Below are 22,547 nucleotides of genomic sequence, written 5' to 3' on the forward strand. Positions count from 1 at the left end.
GGACTAAATGAGTAATTCTTAACGTTTTTCTTATTGCAAAAATTCTTTACTGGTCTAGTGTGTCTTTACAGGGAACTGCAAATTGGCAGTGCTGTAGCTTACTATTTACACATTGGATATTAATAACGATAAAAAGGAATCCAAGATGGCTAAGGGGCAAACTTTACAAGACCCATTCTTAAATGCGTTACGTCGTGAGCGCATACCAGTATCTATTTACTTAGTTAATGGCATTAAACTGCAGGGACAAATTGAGTCTTTTGATCAATTCGTTGTCTTATTAAAGAATACGGTTAGCCAAATGGTGTATAAGCATGCAATTTCAACAGTTGTACCTGCGCGTATTCCTCAAAATTATTTGCCGCAACAAGCTGGCGAAGATATGGCTGAAATAGAAGATTAATGGTGAAAGAGAGGTCTGAACAACTTGTTCGATAGGTATGAAGGTGGCGACTACGCAATATTGGTTCATGTGGATTTACCCGCGGAAGTTGACCGAGAAGATCTCTCCGAATTACAACTTTTAGCTGATTCTTCGGGCGTGAAAACTATGGGAGTGATGACTACAAGTCGTAACTCCCCAACCCCCAGATACTTTGTTGGTAGTGGTAAGGCAGAAGAAATTGCCGAGCAGGTAAAGCTGCTGGACGCTAACATTGTTATCTTTAATCACGCGTTATCACCAACGCAAGAGCGAAATCTGGAAGCCATTTGCAAATGTCGGGTGTTAGATCGTACGGGTCTTATTCTAGATATTTTTGCGCAGCGGGCACGAACCCACGAAGGTAAGTTGCAGGTTGAATTAGCGCAACTGCGTCATATATCGACACGACTGGTGCGAGGCTGGACTCACCTTGAGAGACAAAAAGGTGGTATTGGTTTACGTGGGCCAGGTGAAACCCAGCTTGAGACCGACAGGCGCTTAATTCGCGGACGTATTAAAAATATTTTAAAGCGCCTGGAGAAAGTCCAGAAACAGCGGGAGCAGGGGCGTCGGGCTCGTAAAAAAGCGGATATTCCTACGGTATCGCTGGTGGGTTATACCAACGCAGGTAAGTCGACGCTATTTAATCGCCTGACTGAAGCCGGCGTTTATGCCGCGGATCAGCTATTCGCAACACTTGACCCAACCCTTAGAAAACTTGCAGTAGAAGATATTGGTGAAGTGATTCTGGCTGACACCGTTGGTTTTATTCGTCACTTACCTCATGACCTAGTCGCAGCTTTTAAAGCGACGCTACAGGAAACTCAAGAGGCCGATTTATTGTTACATGTGGTTGATGTCAGCGACGAACAGCAGCAAAATAATATTGATCAGGTTGCTGAGGTGTTGGAAGAAATCGATGCTGGCGATGTACCACAGTTAATTATTTGTAATAAAATAGATCAAGTGGAGGGGGCAGAACCCCGAATTGACTACGATGATAACCAAAAGCCAATAAGGGTCTGGGTTTCGGCGCAGCAAGGCCTTGGCATTGAAGAAGTGCTGGAGGCTCTACGGCAGATACTTGGCCCGCAAATGGTCGAGTTGACTCTGAAAATCCCCCACTCAATGGGTAAATTACGTGGTACATTATACCGTTGGAATAGCGTGACATCGGAAGATGTTAACGAAAACGGCGAACTTGCGTTGCAAGTGCGTATGTCATCGGTAGACTGGCAGCGTTTACATAAGGCTTATGGCAATCAACTGGACGACTTAGTCGTGCAGTAATAGAATTTTTATAGCAACAGTTTTCTTAAAAAACTTGGAGCACTCAATGGCTTGGAATCAACCGGGAAACGGTAATAACAATGACCGTGACCCATGGAAAAATCAAGGCGGCAAAGATCAAGGGCCGCCTGATCTCGACGAAGCAGTTCGCAAACTGTTTTCCAAATTCGGTTTTGGTGGGAAAAAAGGCGGCGGCTCGGGCGGCAGTTCAGGTATCCCGGCAAAAGGCGTCGGCATTATCGCAATTATTGCGGTAATTGTTTGGTTTATCGCTGGTTTTTATACGGTTAAAGAAGCAGACCGTGGTGTTGTGCTGCGTTTCGGTCAGTTTCATACCCTGGTTGAGTCGGGACTTCACTGGCGCCCCGTGTTTATTGATTCGGTAGAACATGTAGACGTAAACAACATCCGCTCAGATAAAACTGATGGCTACATGCTGACTCAGGATGAGAACGTGGTTCGTGTGGAGCTGGATGTTCAGTATCGCGTTGTTGATCCGCGTGCGTATTTATTTAACGTAGAAAATGCTGATGGTGTTTTATCACGAGCTACTGACAGTGCCTTACGTTTTGTGGTGGGTCACACAACCATGGATGAAGTGCTGACTCGTGGTCGTGAGGAAGTCAGAGCGAATACTCTGGATATGCTCGAAAAAACAATGAATCCATACACGGTTGGTTTGCAGGTAGTTGATATTAACTTGCTGCCAGCACGGCCACCGGAGGCGGTTAAAGACGCCTTTGATGATGCTATATCGGCTCAGGAAGATGAAGAGCGCTTCATTAGAGAAGCTGAAGCTTATGCCCGCGAAGTAGAACCCTTGGCACGAGGCCAGGTACGTCGTATGTTGCAGGAAGCGCAAGCTTATCGTGAGCAAATTATTCTTGAGGCTCAGGGTGAAGTTGCTCGCTTTGAAGAGTTGCTGCCTCAATATCAAAACGCACCTGAAGTCACACGTCAGCGTATTTATCTTGATACTTTGCAGGAGCTTTATGCGAAAACGCCTAAGGTACTGGTTGACGTTGAAGGTGGTAACAACATGATGTACTTACCACTAGAAAAACTTCTCGAAAAGCAAGGTCGTAATACAAATTCATTCTCTCCGACGCGTATTCCTGAAGATGTTTCAGGTGGTTCCTCAAGTACTGGAACAGAGACACAAAATACGCGCAGCAGTAACCGCAGCGGAGGTCGAAACTAATGAAAAACCTAATCGCAATAATTGTTGTGGTCCTGGTCGTTCTGGGGCTTTCCTCCGTTTATGTAGTTAAGGAAGGCGAACGCGCCATCTTAATTCAGTTCGGTAAGGTCGAGCGTAATGCAGAAACTGGTGAAGCTATGGTTTTCGAACCTGGTTTACACTTTAAAATCCCTTTCATTGAACAAGTGAAAAGACTGGATGCCCGCCTGCAAACATTAGACGGAGATCCTGACCGCTTTGTCACCAGTGAGAAAAAGGATTTGATTGTTGATACCTACGTTATGTGGCGTATTAATGACTTCTCTACTTTCTATCTGAGTACTAATGGCGGTAACTACCTCCAGGCTGAAGCTCTGTTAACTCGTCGTATTAACAGCGGTTTGCGTAGTGAATTTGGTAACCGTACCATTTCTGACATTGTTTCCGGTGAGCGTGATGAGTTAATGCGTGAAGCGTTAATACAAGGTTCAGAAAGTGCTTCCGACTTAGGTGTTGAAGTGCTGGATGTCCGCGTTATGCAAATTAATTTACCGGATGAAGTCAGTCAATCTATTTACCAGCGTATGCGCGCTGAACGTCAGGCTGTTGCGACAGAACACCGTTCTGAAGGTCGCGAACAAGCTGAGTTTATCCGTGCCGATGTTGACGCGCGTGTAACGGTAATGCTTGCCGACGCCAAACGTCAATCACGCGAGTTACGTGGTGAGGGTGATGCACAGGCGGCGAAAATCTACGCTGATGCTTATCAGAAAGACGCCGAGTTCTTTGCCTTTATCCGTAGTATGGAAGCTTATGGTGAATCATTCGGTTCCGGCAATGACATGTTAGTGCTTGATGCAAACAGTGACTTTTTCCGTTATTTACAAAATATGATGGGAAAAACTGAAGAGTAATCATGAATGAGCGTCTGATGTTTCCATCAGGCGCTCACCTCCGATGTACAAACCCTCCGATTAAAGGTAAGATCGCTCCGATTTTTTTTACGCGGGGCAATCATGAGTCAGAACGTTGTAATTCTAGGCACCCAGTGGGGTGACGAAGGCAAAGGTAAAATTGTTGACCTGTTAACCGATAAAGCCACTATGGTTGTGCGGTATCAGGGCGGACATAATGCTGGGCACACATTGGTTATTGACGGTGAAAAAACCGTCCTGCATTTAATTCCTTCAGGTATTCTACGCAAAAATGTTCAATGCGTTATTGGCAACGGCGTGGTTTTATCACCCGAAGCACTGATGGAAGAAATGGCTATGCTGGAAGCACGACATGTTCCAGTGGCAGACCGTTTGCGTATCAGCAAAGCTTGTCCATTAATTCTGCCATTCCATGTAGCTCTTGACCAGGCACGTGAACGTGCGCGCGGTAAAGAAGCCATTGGTACAACGGGGCGTGGCATTGGTCCTGCGTATGAAGACAAAGTTGCCCGTCGAGGTCTGCGCGTTGGTGACTTATTTGATATGAAGCGTTTTGGTGAGAAGCTGAAAGAGCTGGTGGATTATCACAACTTCTCCTTAGTTGAATACTATAAAGCCGATGCAATTGATTTCGATACCGTACTTAAGCAATGCGAAGAGTTCGCCGAAGTATTGAAACCTATGGTGATTGATGTACCTGCTTTACTTGATAAAGCACGTAAAAATGGCGAGTCAATCATGTTCGAAGGTGCACAGGGCACTTTGCTGGATATCGACCATGGTACTTACCCTTATGTAACCTCTTCCAATACAACCGCAGGCGGTGTTGCGACCGGAGCTGGCTTTGGTCCTCGTTATATTGATTACGTGTTGGGTATTGTCAAAGCCTACACCACTCGCGTGGGTAGTGGACCCTTCCCGACTGAACTTGACTGTGAAGTAGGCCAGCACTTAGGTGAGAAAGGTCATGAGTTTGGTGCAACCACCGGGCGCAAACGCCGTACCGGTTGGATAGACGCTGTAGCGATGCGGCGGGCAGTACAAATTAACTCTATCAGTGGCTTCTGCTTAACTAAGTTAGATGTACTGGACGGCCTTGAAGAGTTAAAGATTTGTATTGGTTATCAGCTCTCCGATGGCAGTGTGACAGAGCATCCTCCGCTGTCTGCAGAAGACTATGAAGTGGTAGAGCCCATTTACGAAACAATGCCGGGCTGGCAGCAAAGCACTGTTGGCATAACTGAACATAAAGAGTTACCGCCAGAAGCTTTAGCTTATATTGCCCGTATCGAAGCGTTAACCGGTGTACCGGTAGATATCATTTCAACTGGTCCAGATCGTAAAGAAACCATTGTCTTACGGCACCCGTTTGGGCAGTAAGAAAAAGTAGTGTATGTTACTAAAAGACGGTCAGTTTTCATCCGATGTAGATAAAAACTGACCAGTCAGAACAAAAAACTTAAAAAAATTACGCGCACCTATTGCACTATCAAATCTAGTACCATAGAATGCGCTCCACCTAACCGGTGGTGCCGGCATAGCTCAGTTGGTAGAGCAACTGACTTGTAATCAGTAGGTCCCGAGTTCGACTCTTGGTGCCGGCACCAATTTAAATTGCAAGACACGGGAGGGGTTCCCGAGTGGCCAAAGGGATCAGACTGTAAATCTGACGGCTCAGCCTTCGCAGGTTCGAATCCTGCCCCCTCCACCACGCAATTTCCTTGGTTTTGAAGTGGCCTCATAAAATTGTGAATTTGCGGGTGTCGTATAGTGGCTATTACCTCAGCCTTCCAAGCTGATGACGCGGGTTCGATTCCCGCCACCCGCTCCACATTCCGTCAGTGCTGATATAGCTCAGTTGGTAGAGCGCACCCTTGGTAAGGGTGAGGTCGGCGGTTCGAATCCGCCTATCAGCACCATTTCAATTTAGGCCCCTAATAAACCTCGGTAATGCTTTTTAGCTTAGGTAACACACCGAAGAATTTTGTTAGAGAGGCTGCAATGTCTAAAGAAAAATTTGAACGTTCGAAGCCGCACGTAAACGTCGGCACCATCGGTCACGTTGACCACGGTAAAACAACACTAACTGCTGCTATCACAACTGTTTTGGCAAAAGTTTATGGTGGTGCGGCGAAAGACTTCGCAGCCATCGATAACGCGCCAGAAGAGAAAGAGCGTGGTATTACCATTTCAACGTCACACGTTGAATATGACACACCAACTCGTCACTACGCACACGTAGACTGCCCAGGGCACGCTGACTATGTTAAAAACATGATCACCGGTGCGGCGCAGATGGACGGCGCAATCTTAGTCGTAGCAGCAACAGACGGCCCAATGCCACAGACTCGTGAGCACATCCTGCTTTCACGTCAGGTAGGCGTACCATTCATCGTTGTATTCATGAACAAATGTGACATGGTCGACGACGAAGAGCTGTTAGAGCTGGTAGAAATGGAAGTTCGTGAACTGTTGTCAGAATATGACTTCCCGGGCGACGACCTGCCAGTAATTCAAGGCTCTGCACTGAAAGCGCTGGAAGGCGACGAAGAGTGGAGTAAGAAAATTGTTGAGCTGGCTGACGCACTGGATAACTACATCCCAGAGCCAGAGCGTGACATCGATAAGCCGTTCATCATGCCAATCGAAGACGTATTCTCGATTTCAGGTCGTGGTACGGTAGTAACAGGTCGTGTAGAGCGCGGTATCGTGCGTACAGGCGACGAGTGTGAAATCGTTGGTATGAAAGACACCACGAAGACCACAGTTACTGGTGTTGAGATGTTCCGTAAGCTGCTTGACGAAGGTCGTGCAGGTGAGAACATTGGTGCCTTGTTGCGTGGTACTAAGCGTGACGACGTAGAGCGTGGTCAGGTACTGGCGAAGCCAGGTACAATTACTCCGCATACTAAGTTCGAAGCGGAAGTTTACGTACTGAGCAAAGACGAAGGTGGCCGTCATACGCCATTCTTTAAAGGTTACCGTCCACAGTTCTACTTCCGTACAACGGACGTTACTGGTGCCGTAGAATTGCCAGAAGGCGTAGAAATGGTCATGCCTGGTGATAACCTGAAATTCGTTGTTGATTTGATTGCTCCAATCGCAATGGACGAAGGTCTGCGTTTTGCTATCCGTGAGGGTGGCCGTACCGTAGGTGCAGGCGTTGTATCAAAAATCATGGACTAAGCAGTCCGGTTGATTTTAAGAGCCCGGCTTTGGCCGGGCTTTTTTATGCCTGCTAGGGCGGAGAAGGGCGCGGCTGGGCTTGCGTCAAAAACCATAATAGGTATAATACCGCGTCCAATCCTGCACCAATTGTAGGGTAGGCAAATTTAGGGGCGTAGTTCCAATTGGTAGAACAGCGGTCTCCAAAACCGATGGTTGGGGGTTCGAATCCCTCCGCCCCTGCCAGATTTTATTGATTCAAAGCGAAGACCGGTCGCAACTAGGATTAAAGAATGAGCGCAAATAACGAGACGCAAAGCAGTTCGTTGAACAGTTTGAAATGGATAATCACAATCGCCCTTTTAGTTGTTGCTATTGGCGGTAATCATTATTACACAGAAGAAGTGTCGGTTTTATACCGTGCTATTGCTGTGGTTGTTTTAGTTGCCTTAGCAGGTTTCTTTGCCAGCACGACAACGAAGGGAAAAACCTTTTTGTCGTTTGCGAAAGAAAGTCGTACCGAAGTTCGAAAGGTTGTCTGGCCATCGCGTCAGGAAGCGACTCAAACAACGCTTATCGTTGTTGTTGCGACCGTTGTAGTAGCACTTATTCTCTGGGGCCTTGACGGCATCCTGGTACGTGTCGTTGGCTTCTTAACCGGATTGGAGATTTAACCATGAGCGATAAGAAACGTTGGTACGTAGTACAAGCTTTTTCCGGTTACGAGGCACGGGTTTCTGAATCTCTGAAAGAACATATCAAAATGCACGGTATGGAAGATAAATTCGGTGAGATTCTGGTACCTAAAGAAGAAGTTGTGGAAATGCGCGGCGGCGTTCGTCGCAAAAGTGAACGCAAATTCTTTCCGGGCTATGTTTTAGTCGAAATGGATATGGACGAAGATGCCTGGCACTTGATTAAGAGCGTGCCTCGAGTACTTGGCTTTATCGGTGGTAGTAGCGATCGTCCTACCCCTATTTCAAAGAAAGAAGCCGATGCTATCCTCGACCGCTTACAAGATTCTGCAGACAAGCCTAAGCCTAAGACCTTATTTGAGCCGGGCGAAGTTGTACGTGTTAACGACGGTCCTTTCGCTGACTTCAACGGTACGGTTGAGGAAGTTGATTACGAGAAGAGCCGTGTTACGGTATCGGTTTCGATCTTCGGCCGAGCGACACCAGTTGAGCTTGAATTTGGTCAGATAGAAAAAGCCTGATCAAAAAAGCAGCAAGACAAAGATTGATCTATGGCGCGAAGTCACTTATAATTCGCGTCCTTTTTTAACGGGAAGCCGTTGGAGTAACTTTCCTCTGAAAAGTTACGAGGCGTTAAACCCACAACAGAGGTAATTACCATGGCGAAGAAAGTATCGGCCATTATCAAATTACAGGTAGCTGCTGGTTCAGCTAACCCGTCACCGCCAGTTGGTCCTGCATTGGGTCAGCACGGTGTGAACATTATGGAATTCTGTAAAGCGTTCAACGCACAGACCGACAGCCTGGAAAAAGGCGCTCCGGTTCCTGTTGAAATTACAGTGTTCGAAGACCGTTCATTCACATTTATTACCAAAACGCCTCCTGCGTCTTTCTTATTGAAGAAAGCGGCTGGTATCAAAAGTGGTTCAGGCGAGCCGAACACCAAGAAAGTTGGTACGGTAACTCGCGCGCAATTAGAAGAAATTGCGAAAACTAAAGAACCAGACCTGACTGCTGCCGACATGGACGCAGCTGTACGCACTATCGCCGGCTCTGCTCGCGCGATGGGCTTGAACGTGGAGGGCTAATCAATGGCTAAATTAACAAAACGCGCTCGTATGATCGCAGAGAAAGTTGAAGCCCGTGATTACGATGTGAATGAAGCGATTACTCTGTTAAAAGAGTTAGCAACAGCAAAATTCACTGAAAGTGTTGATGTCGCAGTAAACTTAGGCATCGATGCTCGTAAATCTGACCAAAACGTTCGTGGTGCTACGGTACTGCCAAACGGTACTGGCCGTGACGTTCGTGTTGCTGTATTCACTTCAGGTGACAATGCAGAAAAAGCGAAAGCAGCCGGTGCAGATATCGTTGGTATGGAAGACTTAGCAGCGCAAGTTAAGAAAGGTGAAATGAACTTCGACGTAGTCGTTGCATCACCTGACGCAATGCGTGTTGTTGGTCAATTAGGTCAAATCTTAGGTCCACGTGGCCTGATGCCTAACCCGAAAACTGGTACTGTAACTCCAGACGTAGCAACTGCAGTTAAAAACGCTAAAGCGGGTCAGGTTCGCTATCGCAACGATAAAAACGGTATTGTTCATGCAACAATCGGCCGTGTTGACTTCGATAACGACAAATTGAAAGAAAACCTTGAAGCTCTGCTGGCAGCTCTTAAGAAAGCTAAGCCTTCTTCAGCTAAAGGTGTTTTTGTAAAACGCATTAGCCTGTCCACAACAATGGGTGCTGGTGTGAGCATTGACCAGGCAACTGTAGCAGCGGTTTAATTCGCTTCAGTCAGGTTAGTGTAATGGTTTATGGGTTGGAGCTGCCGTGGCGTTGCTAAGGCGCAACAAAACAAGGCTCCCGTCCAAGACCGTAGGTGTACCGCGAGAATCTCAGAATATCGAGTAGTGGCACTTAATTTCCTACGCAGATGGTGATATCCGACTCAGGCTCTCTGGGTAGAGAATCACCGTGACAACGCGGTGGGTTTTATCCCACCTAATTGTAACGAGGGACTTCGGTCCCAAATTGAAAACGAGGTGATATCAGTGGCAATTGGTTTAGCCGGAAAGAAAGCCATCGTTAAGGAAGTTAACGACGTTGCTTCAAATGCGCTAGCCGTCACCGTTGCTGAATATCGAGGCATCGAAGTAGCCGATATGACTGCGCTGCGTAAGAAAGCTCGCGAGCAGGGTATTTTCGTTAAAGTTGTACGAAATACACTGGCAAAACGCGCTTTTGAAGGCACACAGTTTGACGACATGGGCGATGCACTTAAAGGACCTCTTGTTTATGGGTTTTCTATGGACGCACCGGGCGCTTCAGCTCGTTTGTTCAAAGACTTCTCAAAAGAAAACAAGAACTTGCAAGTGACAGCTCTGTCAATCGGTAATGGCATCATGGGTCCAGAAAAATTGGACGCAGTTGCTTCACTTCCGACTCGTGACGAAGCATTGGCTAAATTGCTCGCCACCTTCAAAGAACCGGTTAGCAAATTCGTTAAAACAGTTAACGAAGTACCTAGCAAGTTCGTTAGAACGTTGGCAGCAATTAAAGACGCTAAATAATACGTTGGTTTTTTAACCATTTTTTTGTAATTATAAACCCAGGAGTTTAGAGTAATGGCTCTGACTAAAGACGACATCTTAAACGCGATCGCTGAAATGCCAGTAATGGAACTGGTTGAACTGATCGAAGCAGCTGAAGAAAAATTCGGCGTTGACGCATCTGCAGCAGTAGCAGTAGCTGCTCCAGCAGCAGGCGGCGAAGCAGCAGCTGAAGAAAAAACTGAATTTGACGTAGTACTGAAAGCAGCTGGCGCAAACAAAGTTTCCGCTATCAAAGCTGTTCGCGGCGCAACTGGCCTTGGCTTGAAAGAAGCTAAAGCTATGGTTGAGTCTGCACCAGTAGCAGTTAAAGAAGGTGTAAGCAAAGACGAAGCTGAAGAGCTGAAAAAGCAGCTTGAAGAAGCTGGTGCGGAAGTTGAAGTTAAGTAATTTAACTTTTGTACGACATATGGCCTTTTAGGCCTCGGGCTGGTGGTTAATTAACCACCAGCCCTTTTGCGCTGTATCGCTTGTATCATTTTGCCCGAGGTTGGATACAGATAAGCGAAAAAAATAACAACGGGATCGACAGATAAAAGATTAATCTGTTTTTAACCATCGAACCACTCGTTGGTTAGGGTCATCAATCAGCTAGCTGAGGAACCCCATGGCGTACTCCTACTCTGAAAAAAAACGTATTCGTAAGGATTTCGGTAAACGACCTCAGGTCTTAGAAGTTCCTTATTTGCTGTCTATGCAGCTTGATTCATTTAAGAAATTTATTGAAGTCGATCCAGAAGCCAATAATGGTCTGGAAGCGGCTTTTCGTTCGGTCTTTCCTATTGCCAGTTATTCTGGTACTGCGGAACTACAGTACGTCAGTTATCACATGGGTGAGCCGGCGTTTGACGTTGAAGAATGTCAGATCCGGGGCATTACCTACTCAGCACCATTGCGTGTGAAACTGCGTCTGGTGCTGTTTGATAAAGAAGCAGCTGCCGGTACAGTTAAAGACATTAAAGAACAAGAAGTGTACATGGGCGAAATTCCGTTAATGACAGAAAACGGAACCTTCGTTATCAATGGCACAGAGCGAGTTATCGTTTCTCAGCTCCACCGTTCACCTGGTGTGTTCTTTGATCACGACAAAGGTAAATCACACTCGTCAGGTAAAGTCCTGTATAACGCGCGTGTTATTCCTTACCGTGGCTCTTGGTTGGATTTTGAATTTGATCCTAAAGACAACGTTTTTGTACGTATCGACCGTCGTCGTAAATTACCGGCGTCAATTATTCTTCGTGCTCTGGAATACAGCACTGAAGAAATTCTCGATATGTTCTTCGACACAACGTACTTTGAAATCCTTAAAACTAAGGTGAAAATGCAGTTGGTGCCTGAGCGTCTGCGTGGCGAGACCGCCAAGTTCGACATCAAAGGTGCTGAAGGCGAAGTACTGGTCGAAAAAGGCCGTCGTATTACCGCACGTCACATCCGCCAGTTGGAGCAACTGGACATTAAAGAGATGGAAGTGCCGGCAGAATACATGGTCGGAAAAGTATTAGCGAAAGACTACGCGAATAAGAAAACTGGCGAAGTGGTCGGTCACGCGAATGACGTGCTGACACTTGAGCTTATCGCCGAGCTTAGCGAAGCGGGTATTAAGAAAATTGAAACGCTGTTCGTTAACGATTTGGATCACGGTCCATACATGAGCGAAACCTTACGCGTTGATTCAAGCAACAACCGCTTAGAAGCTTTGGTTGAAATCTATCGCATGATGCGTCCGGGCGAGCCGCCAACACGCGAAGCCGCCGAAACTCTATTTGATAACCTGTTCTTCAGCGAAGAACGTTATGACTTATCAACTGTTGGCCGCATGAAGTTCAACCGTCGTTTGGGTCGTGAAGACTTAAGCGGTGATAACACGTTGTCCAGAGAAGACATCGTCGAAGTCATGAAAAAACTTATCGAAATCCGTAACGGTTTAGATGAAGTTGATGACATTGACCACCTGGGTAACCGTCGTATACGTTCAGTCGGCGAAATGGCAGAAAACCAATTCCGTGTCGGTTTGGTACGTGTAGAACGCGCAGTAAAAGAACGCTTGTCGCTGGGTGACTTAGACAACACCATGCCTCAAGACCTGATTAACGCGAAGCCAATTAGTGCTGCGGTTAAAGAGTTCTTTGGTTCAAGCCAGCTGTCGCAATTTATGGACCAGAACAACCCATTGTCAGAAGTGACGCATAAGCGTCGTATCTCTGCTTTAGGTCCGGGTGGTTTGACTCGTGAACGTGCCGGTTTCGAAGTTCGTGACGTACATCCAACGCACTATGGTCGTTTGTGTCCGATTGAAACTCCAGAAGGCCCGAACATCGGTCTAATCAACTCGCTGTCGACTTTCTCACGTACGAATGAATATGGCTTCTTGGAAACGCCTTATCGTCGTATTGAGAACGGCTCTGTTACAGACGACGTTGACTATTTGTCCGCAATCGAAGAAGGCAACTACGTTATCGCCCAGGCGAACGTAGGTCTGAACGATAAAGGCGAGTTGACTGAAGATTTGGTACCTTGCCGCCATAAAAACGAATTTACGCTGATGAGTAAAGAGCAAGTCCAGTACATGGACGTTGCACCTCAGCAAATCGTTTCTATCGCAGCAAGTATGATCCCGTTCCTTGAACACGATGATGCTAACCGAGCCTTGATGGGCTCGAACATGCAACGTCAGGCCGTTCCTACATTGCGCGCTGATAAGCCGCTGGTCGGAACCGGTATCGAACGCACTATCGCAGTTGACTCCGGTGTTACCGTTGTTGCTAAGCGTGGTGGTGTTGTCGATTACGTAGACGCCAGTCGTATCGTGGTTAAGGTTAACGAAGAAGAGATGGTCCCGGGTGAAGCGGGCATCGACATTTATAACCTGACTAAATACACGCGCTCTAACCAGAACACTTGTATTAACCAAAAACCAACCGTGAACCCAGGTGAACCTGTAACACGCGGTGACGTTTTAGCTGATGGTCCGTCAACTGACTTAGGTGAATTAGCACTGGGTCAGAACATGCGTGTGGCCTTCATGCCTTGGAATGGTTATAACTTCGAGGATTCGATTCTGATTTCTGAGCGCGTAGCGCAAGAAGATCGGATGACAACCATCCATATTCAAGAATTAAACTGTGTTGCTCGTGATACCAAGTTGGGTGCTGAGGAGATTACCTCTGATATACCAAACGTTGGTGAGTCTGCATTAGGTAAGCTGGATGAATCCGGTGTTGTTTATGTCGGTGCAGAAGTTAATGGCGGCGACATTCTGGTCGGTAAAGTCACCCCTAAAGGTGAAACGCAGTTAACGCCGGAAGAGAAACTCTTGCGAGCTATCTTCGGTGAGAAAGCGTCTGATGTAAAAGACAGCTCTCTGCGTGTACCAAATGGTGTCAACGGTACAGTTATTGACGTACAAGTATTCACTCGTGATGGCGTTGAAAAAGATAAGCGCGCGGTAGCGATTGAAGAAATGCAGCTGGCTAAGGTTAAGAAAGACCTGACAGAAGAATTCAAGATTCTTGAAGAAGGTATTTACAACCGAGCTCGCAACTTGTTGTTAAGTAATGGCTTTGATGAAGCAAAACTGGCGAGCGTCGATCGCTCAAGCTGGTTGACTCAGGACTTAGGCAACGAAGACGCACAAGCTCAATTAGAGCAAATTGCTGAGCAGTACCAGCAAATTCGTGACGACTTCGACACTAAGTTTGAGACTAAGCGTCGTAAGATCACTCAAGGCGATGATTTAGCGCCGGGTGTTCTGAAAATCGTTAAGGTTTACTTAGCCGTACGCCGTAGTATCCAGCCTGGTGATAAACTGGCTGGCCGTCACGGTAACAAAGGTGTTATCTCAACCATCATTCCTGTGGAAGATATGCCACACGATGATGAAGGGAACCCGGTCGATATCGTATTGAACCCGCTGGGTGTACCTTCGCGGATGAACATCGGTCAGATCCTGGAAACACACTTAGGTATGGCGGCTCGCGGTATTGGTAGCAAGATCGAAAAAATGCTGAAACAGCAACGTGCTATCTCTGAATTACGCGACTTTTTACAGCAGGTGTACGACTTGGGCGAAAGCCGTCAGAAAGTAGACATTACTGAGTTTACTGATGATGAAGTGATGCGCTTAGCCGGTAACTTGAAAGCCGGTCTGCCAACAGCTACACCTGTATTTGATGGTGCAGTTGAAGAAGAAATTAAGGCACTGTTGAAGCTTGCAGACTTACCTGAATCTGGTCAGATTCGGTTATTCGACGGCCGTACGGGTGATAAATTTGAACGTGACGTAACCGTTGGTTACATGTACATGCTCAAACTGAACCACTTGGTCGACGATAAAATGCACGCACGTTCAACTGGCTCGTACAGCTTGGTTACTCAACAACCACTGGGTGGTAAAGCTCAGTTTGGTGGTCAGCGCTTCGGTGAGATGGAAGTCTGGGCATTGGAAGCATATGGTGCGGCTTATACCTTGCAAGAAATGTTGACAGTTAAGTCGGACGACGTGAACGGTCGTACGAAGATGTACAAAAACATTGTCGACAACAACTTGCAGATGGAAGCGGGCATGCCGGAATCCTTCAACGTATTGTTGAAAGAAATCCGCTCGCTGGGCATCAATATCGAGCTAGAACAGAACTAAGACGCTGTTGCTGGAATAAATTGGGGGAGTGCTTGCGCTCCCCGTAGGTTGAACTCCGACAGGAGATAAATCGTGAAAGACTTGCTGAAGCTTTTAAAGCCGACGAATCAGGCAGAAGAGTTTGATGGTATTCGCATCGCTCTTTCGTCTCCAGATATGATCCGTAGTTGGTCATATGGTGAGGTGAAAAAACCTGAAACTATTAATTACCGTACCTTTAAGCCGGAACGTGATGGTTTGTTCTGTGCCCGTATTTTTGGTCCGGTAAAAGACTATGAGTGCTTGTGTGGTAAATACAAGCGCCTTAAGCACCGTGGTGTCATCTGTGAGAAGTGTGGCGTTGAAGTTACACTGACTAAAGTGCGCCGTGAGCGTATGGGTCACATTGAACTGGCCAGCCCGGTTGCGCACATCTGGTTCCTTAAATCATTGCCGTCGCGCATTGGTTTAATGCTGGATATGACTCTGCGTGATATCGAACGTGTACTGTATTTCGAATCTTACGTTGTTACAGAGGGTGGTTTAACCTCTCTTGAGCAGGGTCAAATCCTGACTGAAGACGAATACTTAGACGCACTTGAAGAGCACGGCGACGAATTCGACGCAAAAATGGGTGCAGAAGCAGTTCTGGATCTGTTACGCGCTGTTGATATCGACGGTGATGTTCAAAAATTACGTGAAGAGTTACCTGAGACAAACTCAGAAACCAAACGTAAGAAAATTAGCAAACGACTGAAGTTACTTGAAGCATTCCAGGTATCAAACAACAAGCCTGAGTGGATGATCTTAAAAGTACTTCCAATTCTGCCACCAGACTTACGTCCGTTGGTACCGCTTGATGGCGGTCGTTTTGCTACGTCTGATCTTAACGACTTGTATCGTCGCGTAATCAACCGTAACAACCGTCTGAAGCGTCTGTTAGACCTTGCTGCACCAGATATTATCGTGCGCAACGAAAAACGTATGCTGCAGGAAGCGGTTGATGCGTTGTTAGATAACGGTCGTCGTGGTCGTGCTATTACAGGCTCTAACAAACGTCCTCTGAAATCTTTGGCTGACATGATCAAAGGTAAACAGGGTCGTTTCCGTCAGAACCTGCTGGGTAAACGTGTTGACTATTCAGGCCGTTCGGTTATTACCGTTGGTCCTAAATTGCGCCTGCACCAGTGTGGTCTGCCTAAGAAAATGGCGTTGGAATTATTCAAACCATTTATCTATGGCAAATTAGAGCGTCGTGGTTTAGCAACAACCATTAAAGCAGCGAAGAAAATGGTTGAGCGCGAAACAGCAGAAGTTTGGGACGTACTTGATGAAGTTATCAAGGAGCACCCAGTACTGCTTAACCGTGCGCCGACACTTCACCGTTTGGGTATCCAGGCGTTTGAACCGGTACTGATTGAAGGTAAAGCGATTCAACTGCATCCGTTGGTCTGTGCGGCTTATAACGCCGACTTTGATGGTGACCAAATGGCTGTGCACTTACCACTGACTTTAGAAGCTCAGTTGGAAGCACGTGCGTTGATGATGTCTACCAACAACGTACTGTCGCCGGCCAGTGGTGATCCTATTATCGTTCCTTCGCAGGACGTTGTACTTGGTCTGTATTACATGACTAAAGAAAAAATCAACGGCAAAGGCGAAGGCATGGTTTTCAAAGATCCGAACGAAGCCGAAAAGGCTTACCGTACGGGTCAGGTTGAGTTGCATAGTCGCGTCCGGGTACGTATCACCGATACCACCATTGATGACGACGGCAATCGTACAACGAAAACCGAACTGCGTGACACCACTTGTGGTCGCGCAATTTTGTCACTGATTATGCCGGAAGGTCTGCCTTTTGAACTGATTAACCAGGCTATGGGTAAAAAACCGATTGGCCGTATGTTGAACAAGGCTTATCGCGACCTTGGTTTGAAAGATACAGTCGTTTTCGCTGACCAAATCATGTATACCGGTTTCCATTACGCAATGGTATCGGGTGCGTCGGTTGGTATAAACGACATGGTTATCCCTGAAGCTAAGAAAGAGATTGTTTCTGCAGCAGAAGAAGAAGTGGCTGAAATTCAGGAACAGTTCGAATCAGGTTTGGTAACTGCCGGTGAGAAATACAACAAAGTTATCGATATTTGGTCAACCGCTAACGAGAAAGTCTCGAAAGCGATGATGGATAACTTGTCGAAAGAGATCGTTAAAAACAAAGACGGTGAAGACGAAGAGCAAGCATCATTTAACTCAGTCTTTATGATGGCGGATTCAGGCGCTCGTGGTAGCCCCGCACAGATTCGTCAGTTGGCCGGTATGCGTGGTTTGATGGCTAAGCCAGATGGCTCAATCATCGAAACGCCAATCGTTGCTAACTTCCGTGAAGGTCTGAACGTACTTCAGTACTTCATCTCGACGCACGGTGCTCGTAAAGGTTTGGCCGATACAGCATTGAAAACAGCGAACTCAGGTTACCTGACTCGTCGTTTGGTAGACGTTTCACAAGACGTTGTGATCATGGAAGAAGACTGTGGCACATACGAAGGTCTTTACATGAAGCCGCTGATTGAAGGTGGTGACGTTGTAGAACCGCTGCGTGAACGTGTATTGGGTCGTGTTCTTTGTGAGCCGGTAATGAAACCTGGCAGCGAAGAAGAGCTACTTCCGCGTAATACATTGCTTGATGAAAAAATGTGTGACGTATTGGAAGAGAATTCTATCGACGAAGTTAAAGTTCGCTCGGTTATTACTTGTGATACAGACTTTGGTGTTTGTGCACACTGTTATGGTCGTGACCTGGCTCGCGGACATATGGTTAACCAGGGTGAAGCGGTTGGTGTTATAGCAGCACAGTCAATCGGTGAACCGGGTACACAGTTAACCATGCGTACCTTCCACATCGGTGGTGCGGCATCTCGTGCAACAGCTGAAAACAATATCCAGGTGAAAAACCCGGGTACAATCAAGCTGCATAACGCTAAATGGGTTGTGAACAGCGATAAAGCACACGTTATTACGTCACGTTCTACAGAGTTAACTCTGACTGATGAATACGGTCGTGAGCGCGAGCGTTACAAAGTACCTTATGGTGCGGTCTTGAAAAAAGGTGAAGGCGACTCAGTAGATGGCGGCGAAACCGTTGCTAACTGGGACCCGCACACTCACCCAATCATTACCGAGGTAGAAGGTCGTATCAAGTTTGTTGATTTAATTGATGGTGTCACCATGACTCGTCAAACCGATGAACTGACAGGCCTTTCAAGCATTGTTGTACTGGAAACAGGTCAGCGCACCAGTGCCGGTAAAGACATGCGTCCAATGGTGAAATTGGTTGATGGTAAAGGTAACGACGTTAATATCGCCGGTACAGATATCCCTGCGCAATACTTCTTGCCAGGTAACGCTATCATTAACCTGGAAGATAATTCTGAGGTTAAAATTGGTGACACCTTAGCGCGTATTCCTCAGGAAGGCTCTAAGACTCGTGATATTACCGGTGGTCTGCCACGTGTTGCTGACTTGTTCGAAGCGCGTAAGCCAAAAGAACCAGCGATTCTTGCAGAGAAAACCGGTACGGTTTCCTTCGGTAAAGAAACCAAAGGTAAACGTCGCCTATTGATTACCCCAACAGATGGTGGTGATCAGCACGAAGAGATGATTCCGAAATGGCGTCAACTGAACGTGTTTGAAGGTGAACAAGTGACTAAAGGTGAAGTTATTGCCGATGGTCCAGAAGCACCGCACGACATTTTACGCTTACGTGGCGTTAGTGCAGTTGCTAACTATATCGTTAACGAAGTGCAGGAAGTTTACCGTCTGCAGGGTGTTAAAATTAACGATAAGCACATTGAAACTATTGTTCGTCAGATGTTGCGTAAGGCGCTTATTTTACGCGCCGGTGATACGAACTTGCTGGAAGGCGAGATGGTTGAAATGTCAGAGGTGTTAGCAGCTAACGCGAAAGCGGAAGCGGATGGTAAGAAACCAGCAATATTTGAACGTCAGTTGCTGGGTATTACTAAGGCATCGTTGTCGACTGAATCCTTTATTTCAGCGGCTTCGTTCCAGGAAACAACGCGAGTTCTTACCGAAGCAGCAGTTGGTGGTAAGAAAGACAGCTTACGTGGACTGAAAGAAAACGTAATTGTTGGTCGTCTGATTCCTGCAGGTACAGGTTACTCATATCACAAAGAGCGCATGCAGCGTCGACTGGATGAACTGAATGTTGATATCGAGCCAACTATGACTGCAGAGCAGGCTGAGCAACAACTTGCGGATGCCTTAAATGCTGGAAATAGTTCTGCAGGTGATGATTCTGCAGAATAATTAGCGAACGTTTTTAACGTTCGTGTACAGAAGCCGGTACTGTAAAAGTGCCGGCTTCTTTTGTATAGCCTTGACAGGCGAAAATATGACCATTAGAATTTCCGCTCCCGAATTTCGGGATCTGACTTTCAGTGGTCAGAAAAAAGCGATTTTTCACGCTCTATACACGTGGTAAAAAGCGACATCAACTAAACTAGGAGTAATGAATGGCAACAGTTAACCAGCTGGTGCGTAAAGGCCGTCAAAAGCCCGTTGTGAAAAGCAACGTTCCGGCTCTTGAAGCGTGCCCTCAAAAACGCGGTGTATGTACCCGTGTTTACACAACTACGCCAAAGAAACCGAACTCTGCAATGCGTAAAGTTTGCCGTGTTCGTTTAACTAACGGTTACGAAGTTTCTTCGTACATCGGTGGCGAAGGTCACAACTTACAAGAACACTCAGTCGTACTAATTCGTGGCGGTCGTGTAAAAGACTTGCCAGGTGTGCGTTATCACACAGTACGCGGAGCACTTGACTGCTCAGGTGTTAATGACCGTAGACAAGGTCGTTCTAAGTACGGCGCAAAACGGCCTAAATCTTAACGGTTCTCCGTTAGTAAGGCCAAACTGTCGTACGTTTTGGGTAAAACCCTGAATTAATCGGAGAATATTGAGATGCCAAGAAGACGCGTCATAGGTCAACGTAAAATCCTTCCAGATCCTAAGTTCGGATCAGAATTGTTGGCCAAATTTATCAATGTCGTCATGGTTGACGGCAAAAAAGCAGTCGCTGAAAAAATTATTTACGGTGCATTGGACATCCTGGCAGAGAAGTCAGGTAAAGATCGCCTGGAAGTCTTTGATACAATACTAGATAACATCCGCCCAATGGTTGAGGTTAAATCTCGTCGTGTTGGTGGTTCAACGTATCAGGTTCCGGTTGAAGTTCGTCCGGTACGCCGTAACGCACTGGCTATGCGCTGGTTAGTTGATGCAGCGCGCACCCGTGGTGAAAAATCAATGTCGCAGCGTCTGGCAGCTGAAATGCTAGATGCATCAGAGAACAAAGGGTCGGCTGTGAAGAAACGTGAAGACGTTCACCGCATGGCTGAAGCAAACAAAGCGTTTGCTCACTATCGCTGGTAATTCGCAGTTAACCTAGAAGGAGTTTATTGTGGCTCGTAAAACTTCCATAGAGCGCTATCGTAATATCGGTATTTGTGCTCACGTAGACGCCGGTAAAACAACCACAACTGAACGTGTGTTGTTTTATACTGGTTTGTCTCACAAAATTGGTGAGGTGCACGATGGTGCAGCCACCATGGATTGGATGGAACAAGAACAAGAGCGTGGTATTACTATCACGTCAGCAGCTACCACCTGTTTCTGGCAGGGTATGGACAAGCAATTCCCTGAGCATCGTGTAAACATCATCGATACTCCTGGACACGTTGACTTCACCATCGAAGTTGAACGTTCTTTGCGTGTTCTTGACGGCGCTGTTGTTGTACTTTGTGCATCATCTGGTGTCCAGCCTCAGACTGAAACCGTTTGGCGTCAGGCAAACAAATATGAAGTTCCTCGCATGGTATTCGTCAACAAGATGGACCGTGCAGGCGCAGACTTCTTATCTGTTGTACACCAAATGAAAACGCGTTTGGCAGCTCAGGCTGTTCCAATGCAGCTACCAGTAGGCGCAGAAGACAACTTCCGCGGCGTTGTGGACTTAGTTAAAATGAAGTTCATCAACTGGAGCGAAGAAGACATGGGTACTTCATTCACTTATGAAGATATCCCTGCTGACATGGTTGATGAATGCGAAAAATATCATGGTGAGTTGGTAGAAGCTGCGGCTGAAGCTAACGAAGAGTTGATGAACAAATACCTTGAGGAAGGTGAGTTAACAGAAGCGGAAATCAAGCAAGGCTTGCGTATCCGTACTCTGGCTAACGACATCTGCTTAGTTGCTTGTGGTTCTGCGTTCAAAAACAAAGGTGTTCAGGCTGTGCTTGACGCTGTTATTGAATACTTGCCATCACCAACAGAAGTTAAGCCTATCACTGGTATTTTGGATGATGAATCTGAAGGCGTACGTAAGTCGTCTGACGAAGAACCATTCTCAGCTCTGGCATTTAAAATTGCGACTGACCCATTTGTTGGTACCTTGACGTTCGTTCGCGTTTACTCTGGTGTATTGAACCAGGGCGACGGTGTTGTTAACCCAGTTAAGAACAAAAAAGAACGCGTTGGCCGTATGGTACAAATGCACTCAAACAGCCGTGAAGAGATCAAAGAAGTTCGCGCTGGTGACATCGCGGCACTGATTGGTCTTAAAGACGTTACTACAGGTGACACGCTGTGTGATCCAGCTCATAAAATCACACTTGAGCGTATGGAATTCCCTGAACCGGTTATCTCGGTTGCAGTAGAGCCGAAAACTAAAGCTGACCAGGAAAAAATGGGTATTGCTTTAGGTAAATTGGCTGCAGAAGATCCATCGTTCCGTGTTAAGACTGACGAAGAATCTGGCCAGACAATCATCTCTGGTATGGGTGAACTTCACCTGGACATCATCGTTGACCGTATGAAGCGTGAATTCAAGGTTGAATGTAACGTAGGTCAGCCTCAGGTTGCTTATCGTGAAGCTATTCGCGACGCGGTAGAAATCGAAGGCAAATTCGTACGTCAATCAGGTGGTCGTGGTCAGTTTGGTCATGTATGGCTGAAACTTGAGCCTATGACTATTGAAGAAGACGCGAATGGCGATGACATTACTTACAAATTCGTAAACGAAATTGTTGGTGGTGTTGTACCGAAAGAGTACATCCCGGCAGTAGACAAGGGTATCCAAGAACAGATGCAACAAGGCGTCTTGGCTGGCTATCCGGTATTGGGTGTTAAAGCGACTCTGTATGATGGTTCATACCACGATGTCGACTCTTCTGAAATGGCATTTAAAATTGCTGGTAGCATGGCCTTCAAGAAAGGTGCATTAAAAGCTAACCCAGCGCTTTTAGAGCCAATGATGAAAGTTGAAGTTATCACTCCTGAAGAATCTATGGGTGATGTCGTCGGTGACTTAAACCGTCGTCGCGGTCTTATTGAAGGTATGGAAGAAGCTCCGGGTGGCTTGAAAGCGGTTAATGCTCAAGTGCCACTGTCTGAGATGTTCGGTTATGCGACAGACTTGCGTTCACAAACGCAGGGTCGTGCATCGTACTCTATGGAGTTCCTGAAGTACGCTGAAGCACCAAACAACATTGCTGAAAAAGTAATGGCTGAGCGTAACGCTAAATAAGTAAGGTCTGGTCCGGTTCTTTCGAG

17 protein-coding genes and 5 tRNA genes are annotated in these 22,547 nt (G+C 46.6%); all 22 read left to right on the forward strand.

Going from position 1 to position 22,547, the window contains the following annotated elements:
• Window positions 1-145 precede the first annotated feature (145 nt).
• The 22 genes from hfq to fusA all read left to right on the forward strand — a co-directional run bounded on the left by hfq (window position 146) and on the right by fusA (window position 22,521).
• Entirely contained in the window at window positions 146-403 is a 258-nt protein-coding gene (hfq, locus tag IL_RS01680; protein WP_011233595.1) for an RNA chaperone Hfq, read from the forward strand.
• Window positions 404-427: 24 nt separating this feature from the next.
• Window positions 428-1,714 (forward strand): ribosome rescue GTPase HflX, encoded by a 1,287-nt coding sequence (hflX, locus tag IL_RS01685; protein WP_011233596.1) that lies wholly within the window; start codon window positions 428-430, stop codon window positions 1,712-1,714.
• A 46-nt stretch (window positions 1,715-1,760) separates the two neighbouring features.
• Window positions 1,761-2,915, forward strand: a complete 1,155-nt coding sequence (gene hflK / locus IL_RS01690) for an FtsH protease activity modulator HflK (protein ID WP_011233597.1) — start codon at window positions 1,761-1,763, stop codon at window positions 2,913-2,915.
• Window positions 2,915-3,808, forward strand: coding sequence for a protease modulator HflC (hflC, locus tag IL_RS01695; protein ID WP_011233598.1), 894 nt, complete (start codon window positions 2,915-2,917; stop codon window positions 3,806-3,808). Before hflK ends, hflC begins: the two co-directional genes overlap by 1 nt.
• 102 nt (window positions 3,809-3,910) lie before the next feature.
• Window positions 3,911-5,209, forward strand: coding sequence for an adenylosuccinate synthase (locus tag IL_RS01700; RefSeq protein ID WP_011233599.1), 1,299 nt, complete (start codon window positions 3,911-3,913; stop codon window positions 5,207-5,209).
• 151 nt (window positions 5,210-5,360) lie between these two features.
• Window positions 5,361-5,436 (forward strand) — tRNA-Thr (locus tag IL_RS01705).
• Between the two features lie 19 nt (window positions 5,437-5,455).
• A tRNA-Tyr gene (locus IL_RS01710) sits at window positions 5,456-5,540 on the forward strand.
• A gap of 45 nt (window positions 5,541-5,585) precedes the next feature.
• Window positions 5,586-5,660: transfer RNA gene (locus IL_RS01715), tRNA-Gly, on the forward strand.
• Between the two features lie 12 nt (window positions 5,661-5,672).
• A tRNA-Thr gene (locus IL_RS01720) sits at window positions 5,673-5,748 on the forward strand.
• A gap of 82 nt (window positions 5,749-5,830) precedes the next feature.
• Window positions 5,831-7,015: an elongation factor Tu gene (gene tuf, locus IL_RS01725; protein WP_011233600.1), complete on the forward strand. Its 1,185-nt coding sequence runs from the start codon at window positions 5,831-5,833 to the stop codon at window positions 7,013-7,015.
• Window positions 7,016-7,163: 148 nt separating this feature from the next.
• A tRNA-Trp gene (locus tag IL_RS01730) sits at window positions 7,164-7,240 on the forward strand.
• A gap of 47 nt (window positions 7,241-7,287) precedes the next feature.
• A complete protein-coding gene (gene secE / locus IL_RS01735; RefSeq protein ID WP_011233601.1) occupies window positions 7,288-7,668 on the forward strand; it encodes a preprotein translocase subunit SecE in 381 nt (126 codons plus the stop codon).
• A 2-nt stretch (window positions 7,669-7,670) separates the two neighbouring features.
• Window positions 7,671-8,210 (forward strand): transcription termination/antitermination protein NusG, encoded by a 540-nt coding sequence (gene nusG, locus IL_RS01740; RefSeq protein WP_011233602.1) that lies wholly within the window; start codon window positions 7,671-7,673, stop codon window positions 8,208-8,210.
• Between the two features lie 138 nt (window positions 8,211-8,348).
• Window positions 8,349-8,777, forward strand: a complete 429-nt coding sequence (gene rplK, locus IL_RS01745) for a 50S ribosomal protein L11 (RefSeq protein WP_011233603.1) — start codon at window positions 8,349-8,351, stop codon at window positions 8,775-8,777.
• A 3-nt stretch (window positions 8,778-8,780) separates the two neighbouring features.
• Window positions 8,781-9,476, forward strand: a complete 696-nt coding sequence (gene rplA / locus IL_RS01750) for a 50S ribosomal protein L1 (protein WP_011233604.1) — start codon at window positions 8,781-8,783, stop codon at window positions 9,474-9,476.
• A gap of 267 nt (window positions 9,477-9,743) precedes the next feature.
• Window positions 9,744-10,262 (forward strand): 50S ribosomal protein L10, encoded by a 519-nt coding sequence (rplJ, locus tag IL_RS01755; RefSeq protein ID WP_011233605.1) that lies wholly within the window; start codon window positions 9,744-9,746, stop codon window positions 10,260-10,262.
• Between the two features lie 54 nt (window positions 10,263-10,316).
• On the forward strand, window positions 10,317-10,691 hold the full coding sequence (rplL, locus tag IL_RS01760; protein ID WP_011233606.1) for a 50S ribosomal protein L7/L12: 375 nt from the start codon (window positions 10,317-10,319) through the stop codon (window positions 10,689-10,691).
• 217 nt (window positions 10,692-10,908) lie between these two features.
• On the forward strand, window positions 10,909-14,937 hold the full coding sequence (gene rpoB / locus IL_RS01765; protein ID WP_011233607.1) for a DNA-directed RNA polymerase subunit beta: 4,029 nt from the start codon (window positions 10,909-10,911) through the stop codon (window positions 14,935-14,937).
• 72 nt (window positions 14,938-15,009) lie between these two features.
• On the forward strand, window positions 15,010-19,245 hold the full coding sequence (rpoC, locus tag IL_RS01770; RefSeq protein WP_011233608.1) for a DNA-directed RNA polymerase subunit beta': 4,236 nt from the start codon (window positions 15,010-15,012) through the stop codon (window positions 19,243-19,245).
• A 206-nt stretch (window positions 19,246-19,451) separates the two neighbouring features.
• Window positions 19,452-19,826: a 30S ribosomal protein S12 gene (gene rpsL / locus IL_RS01775; RefSeq protein ID WP_011233609.1), complete on the forward strand. Its 375-nt coding sequence runs from the start codon at window positions 19,452-19,454 to the stop codon at window positions 19,824-19,826.
• 72 nt (window positions 19,827-19,898) lie between these two features.
• Complete coding sequence (gene rpsG / locus IL_RS01780; protein ID WP_011233610.1) at window positions 19,899-20,369, forward strand: 30S ribosomal protein S7; 471 nt, start codon at window positions 19,899-19,901, stop codon at window positions 20,367-20,369.
• 28 nt (window positions 20,370-20,397) lie between these two features.
• Window positions 20,398-22,521 (forward strand): elongation factor G, encoded by a 2,124-nt coding sequence (gene fusA, locus IL_RS01785; RefSeq protein ID WP_011233611.1) that lies wholly within the window; start codon window positions 20,398-20,400, stop codon window positions 22,519-22,521.
• Window positions 22,522-22,547: the final 26 nt, after the last annotated feature.

It is taken from the genome of Idiomarina loihiensis L2TR (assembly GCF_000008465.1).
GTDB classification, from domain to species: domain Bacteria; phylum Pseudomonadota; class Gammaproteobacteria; order Enterobacterales; family Alteromonadaceae; genus Idiomarina; species Idiomarina loihiensis.

What these genes read in the sequence shown, in the direction of transcription:
- hfq (WP_011233595.1), top strand. Translation starts at nt 146, where the DNA reads ATGGCTAAGGGGCAAACTTTACAAGACCCATTCTTAAATGCGTTACGT.
- hflK (WP_011233597.1), top strand. Translation starts at nt 1,761, where the DNA reads ATGGCTTGGAATCAACCGGGAAACGGTAATAACAATGACCGTGACCCA.
- hflC (WP_011233598.1), top strand. Translation starts at nt 2,915, where the DNA reads ATGAAAAACCTAATCGCAATAATTGTTGTGGTCCTGGTCGTTCTGGGG.
- IL_RS01700 (WP_011233599.1), top strand. Translation starts at nt 3,911, where the DNA reads ATGAGTCAGAACGTTGTAATTCTAGGCACCCAGTGGGGTGACGAAGGC.
- tuf (WP_011233600.1), top strand. Translation starts at nt 5,831, where the DNA reads ATGTCTAAAGAAAAATTTGAACGTTCGAAGCCGCACGTAAACGTCGGC.
- secE (WP_011233601.1), top strand. Translation starts at nt 7,288, where the DNA reads ATGAGCGCAAATAACGAGACGCAAAGCAGTTCGTTGAACAGTTTGAAA.
- nusG (WP_011233602.1), top strand. Translation starts at nt 7,671, where the DNA reads ATGAGCGATAAGAAACGTTGGTACGTAGTACAAGCTTTTTCCGGTTAC.
- rplK (WP_011233603.1), top strand. Translation starts at nt 8,349, where the DNA reads ATGGCGAAGAAAGTATCGGCCATTATCAAATTACAGGTAGCTGCTGGT.
- rplA (WP_011233604.1), top strand. Translation starts at nt 8,781, where the DNA reads ATGGCTAAATTAACAAAACGCGCTCGTATGATCGCAGAGAAAGTTGAA.
- rplL (WP_011233606.1), top strand. Translation starts at nt 10,317, where the DNA reads ATGGCTCTGACTAAAGACGACATCTTAAACGCGATCGCTGAAATGCCA.
- rpoB (WP_011233607.1), top strand. Translation starts at nt 10,909, where the DNA reads ATGGCGTACTCCTACTCTGAAAAAAAACGTATTCGTAAGGATTTCGGT.
- rpsL (WP_011233609.1), top strand. Translation starts at nt 19,452, where the DNA reads ATGGCAACAGTTAACCAGCTGGTGCGTAAAGGCCGTCAAAAGCCCGTT.
- rpsG (WP_011233610.1), top strand. Translation starts at nt 19,899, where the DNA reads ATGCCAAGAAGACGCGTCATAGGTCAACGTAAAATCCTTCCAGATCCT.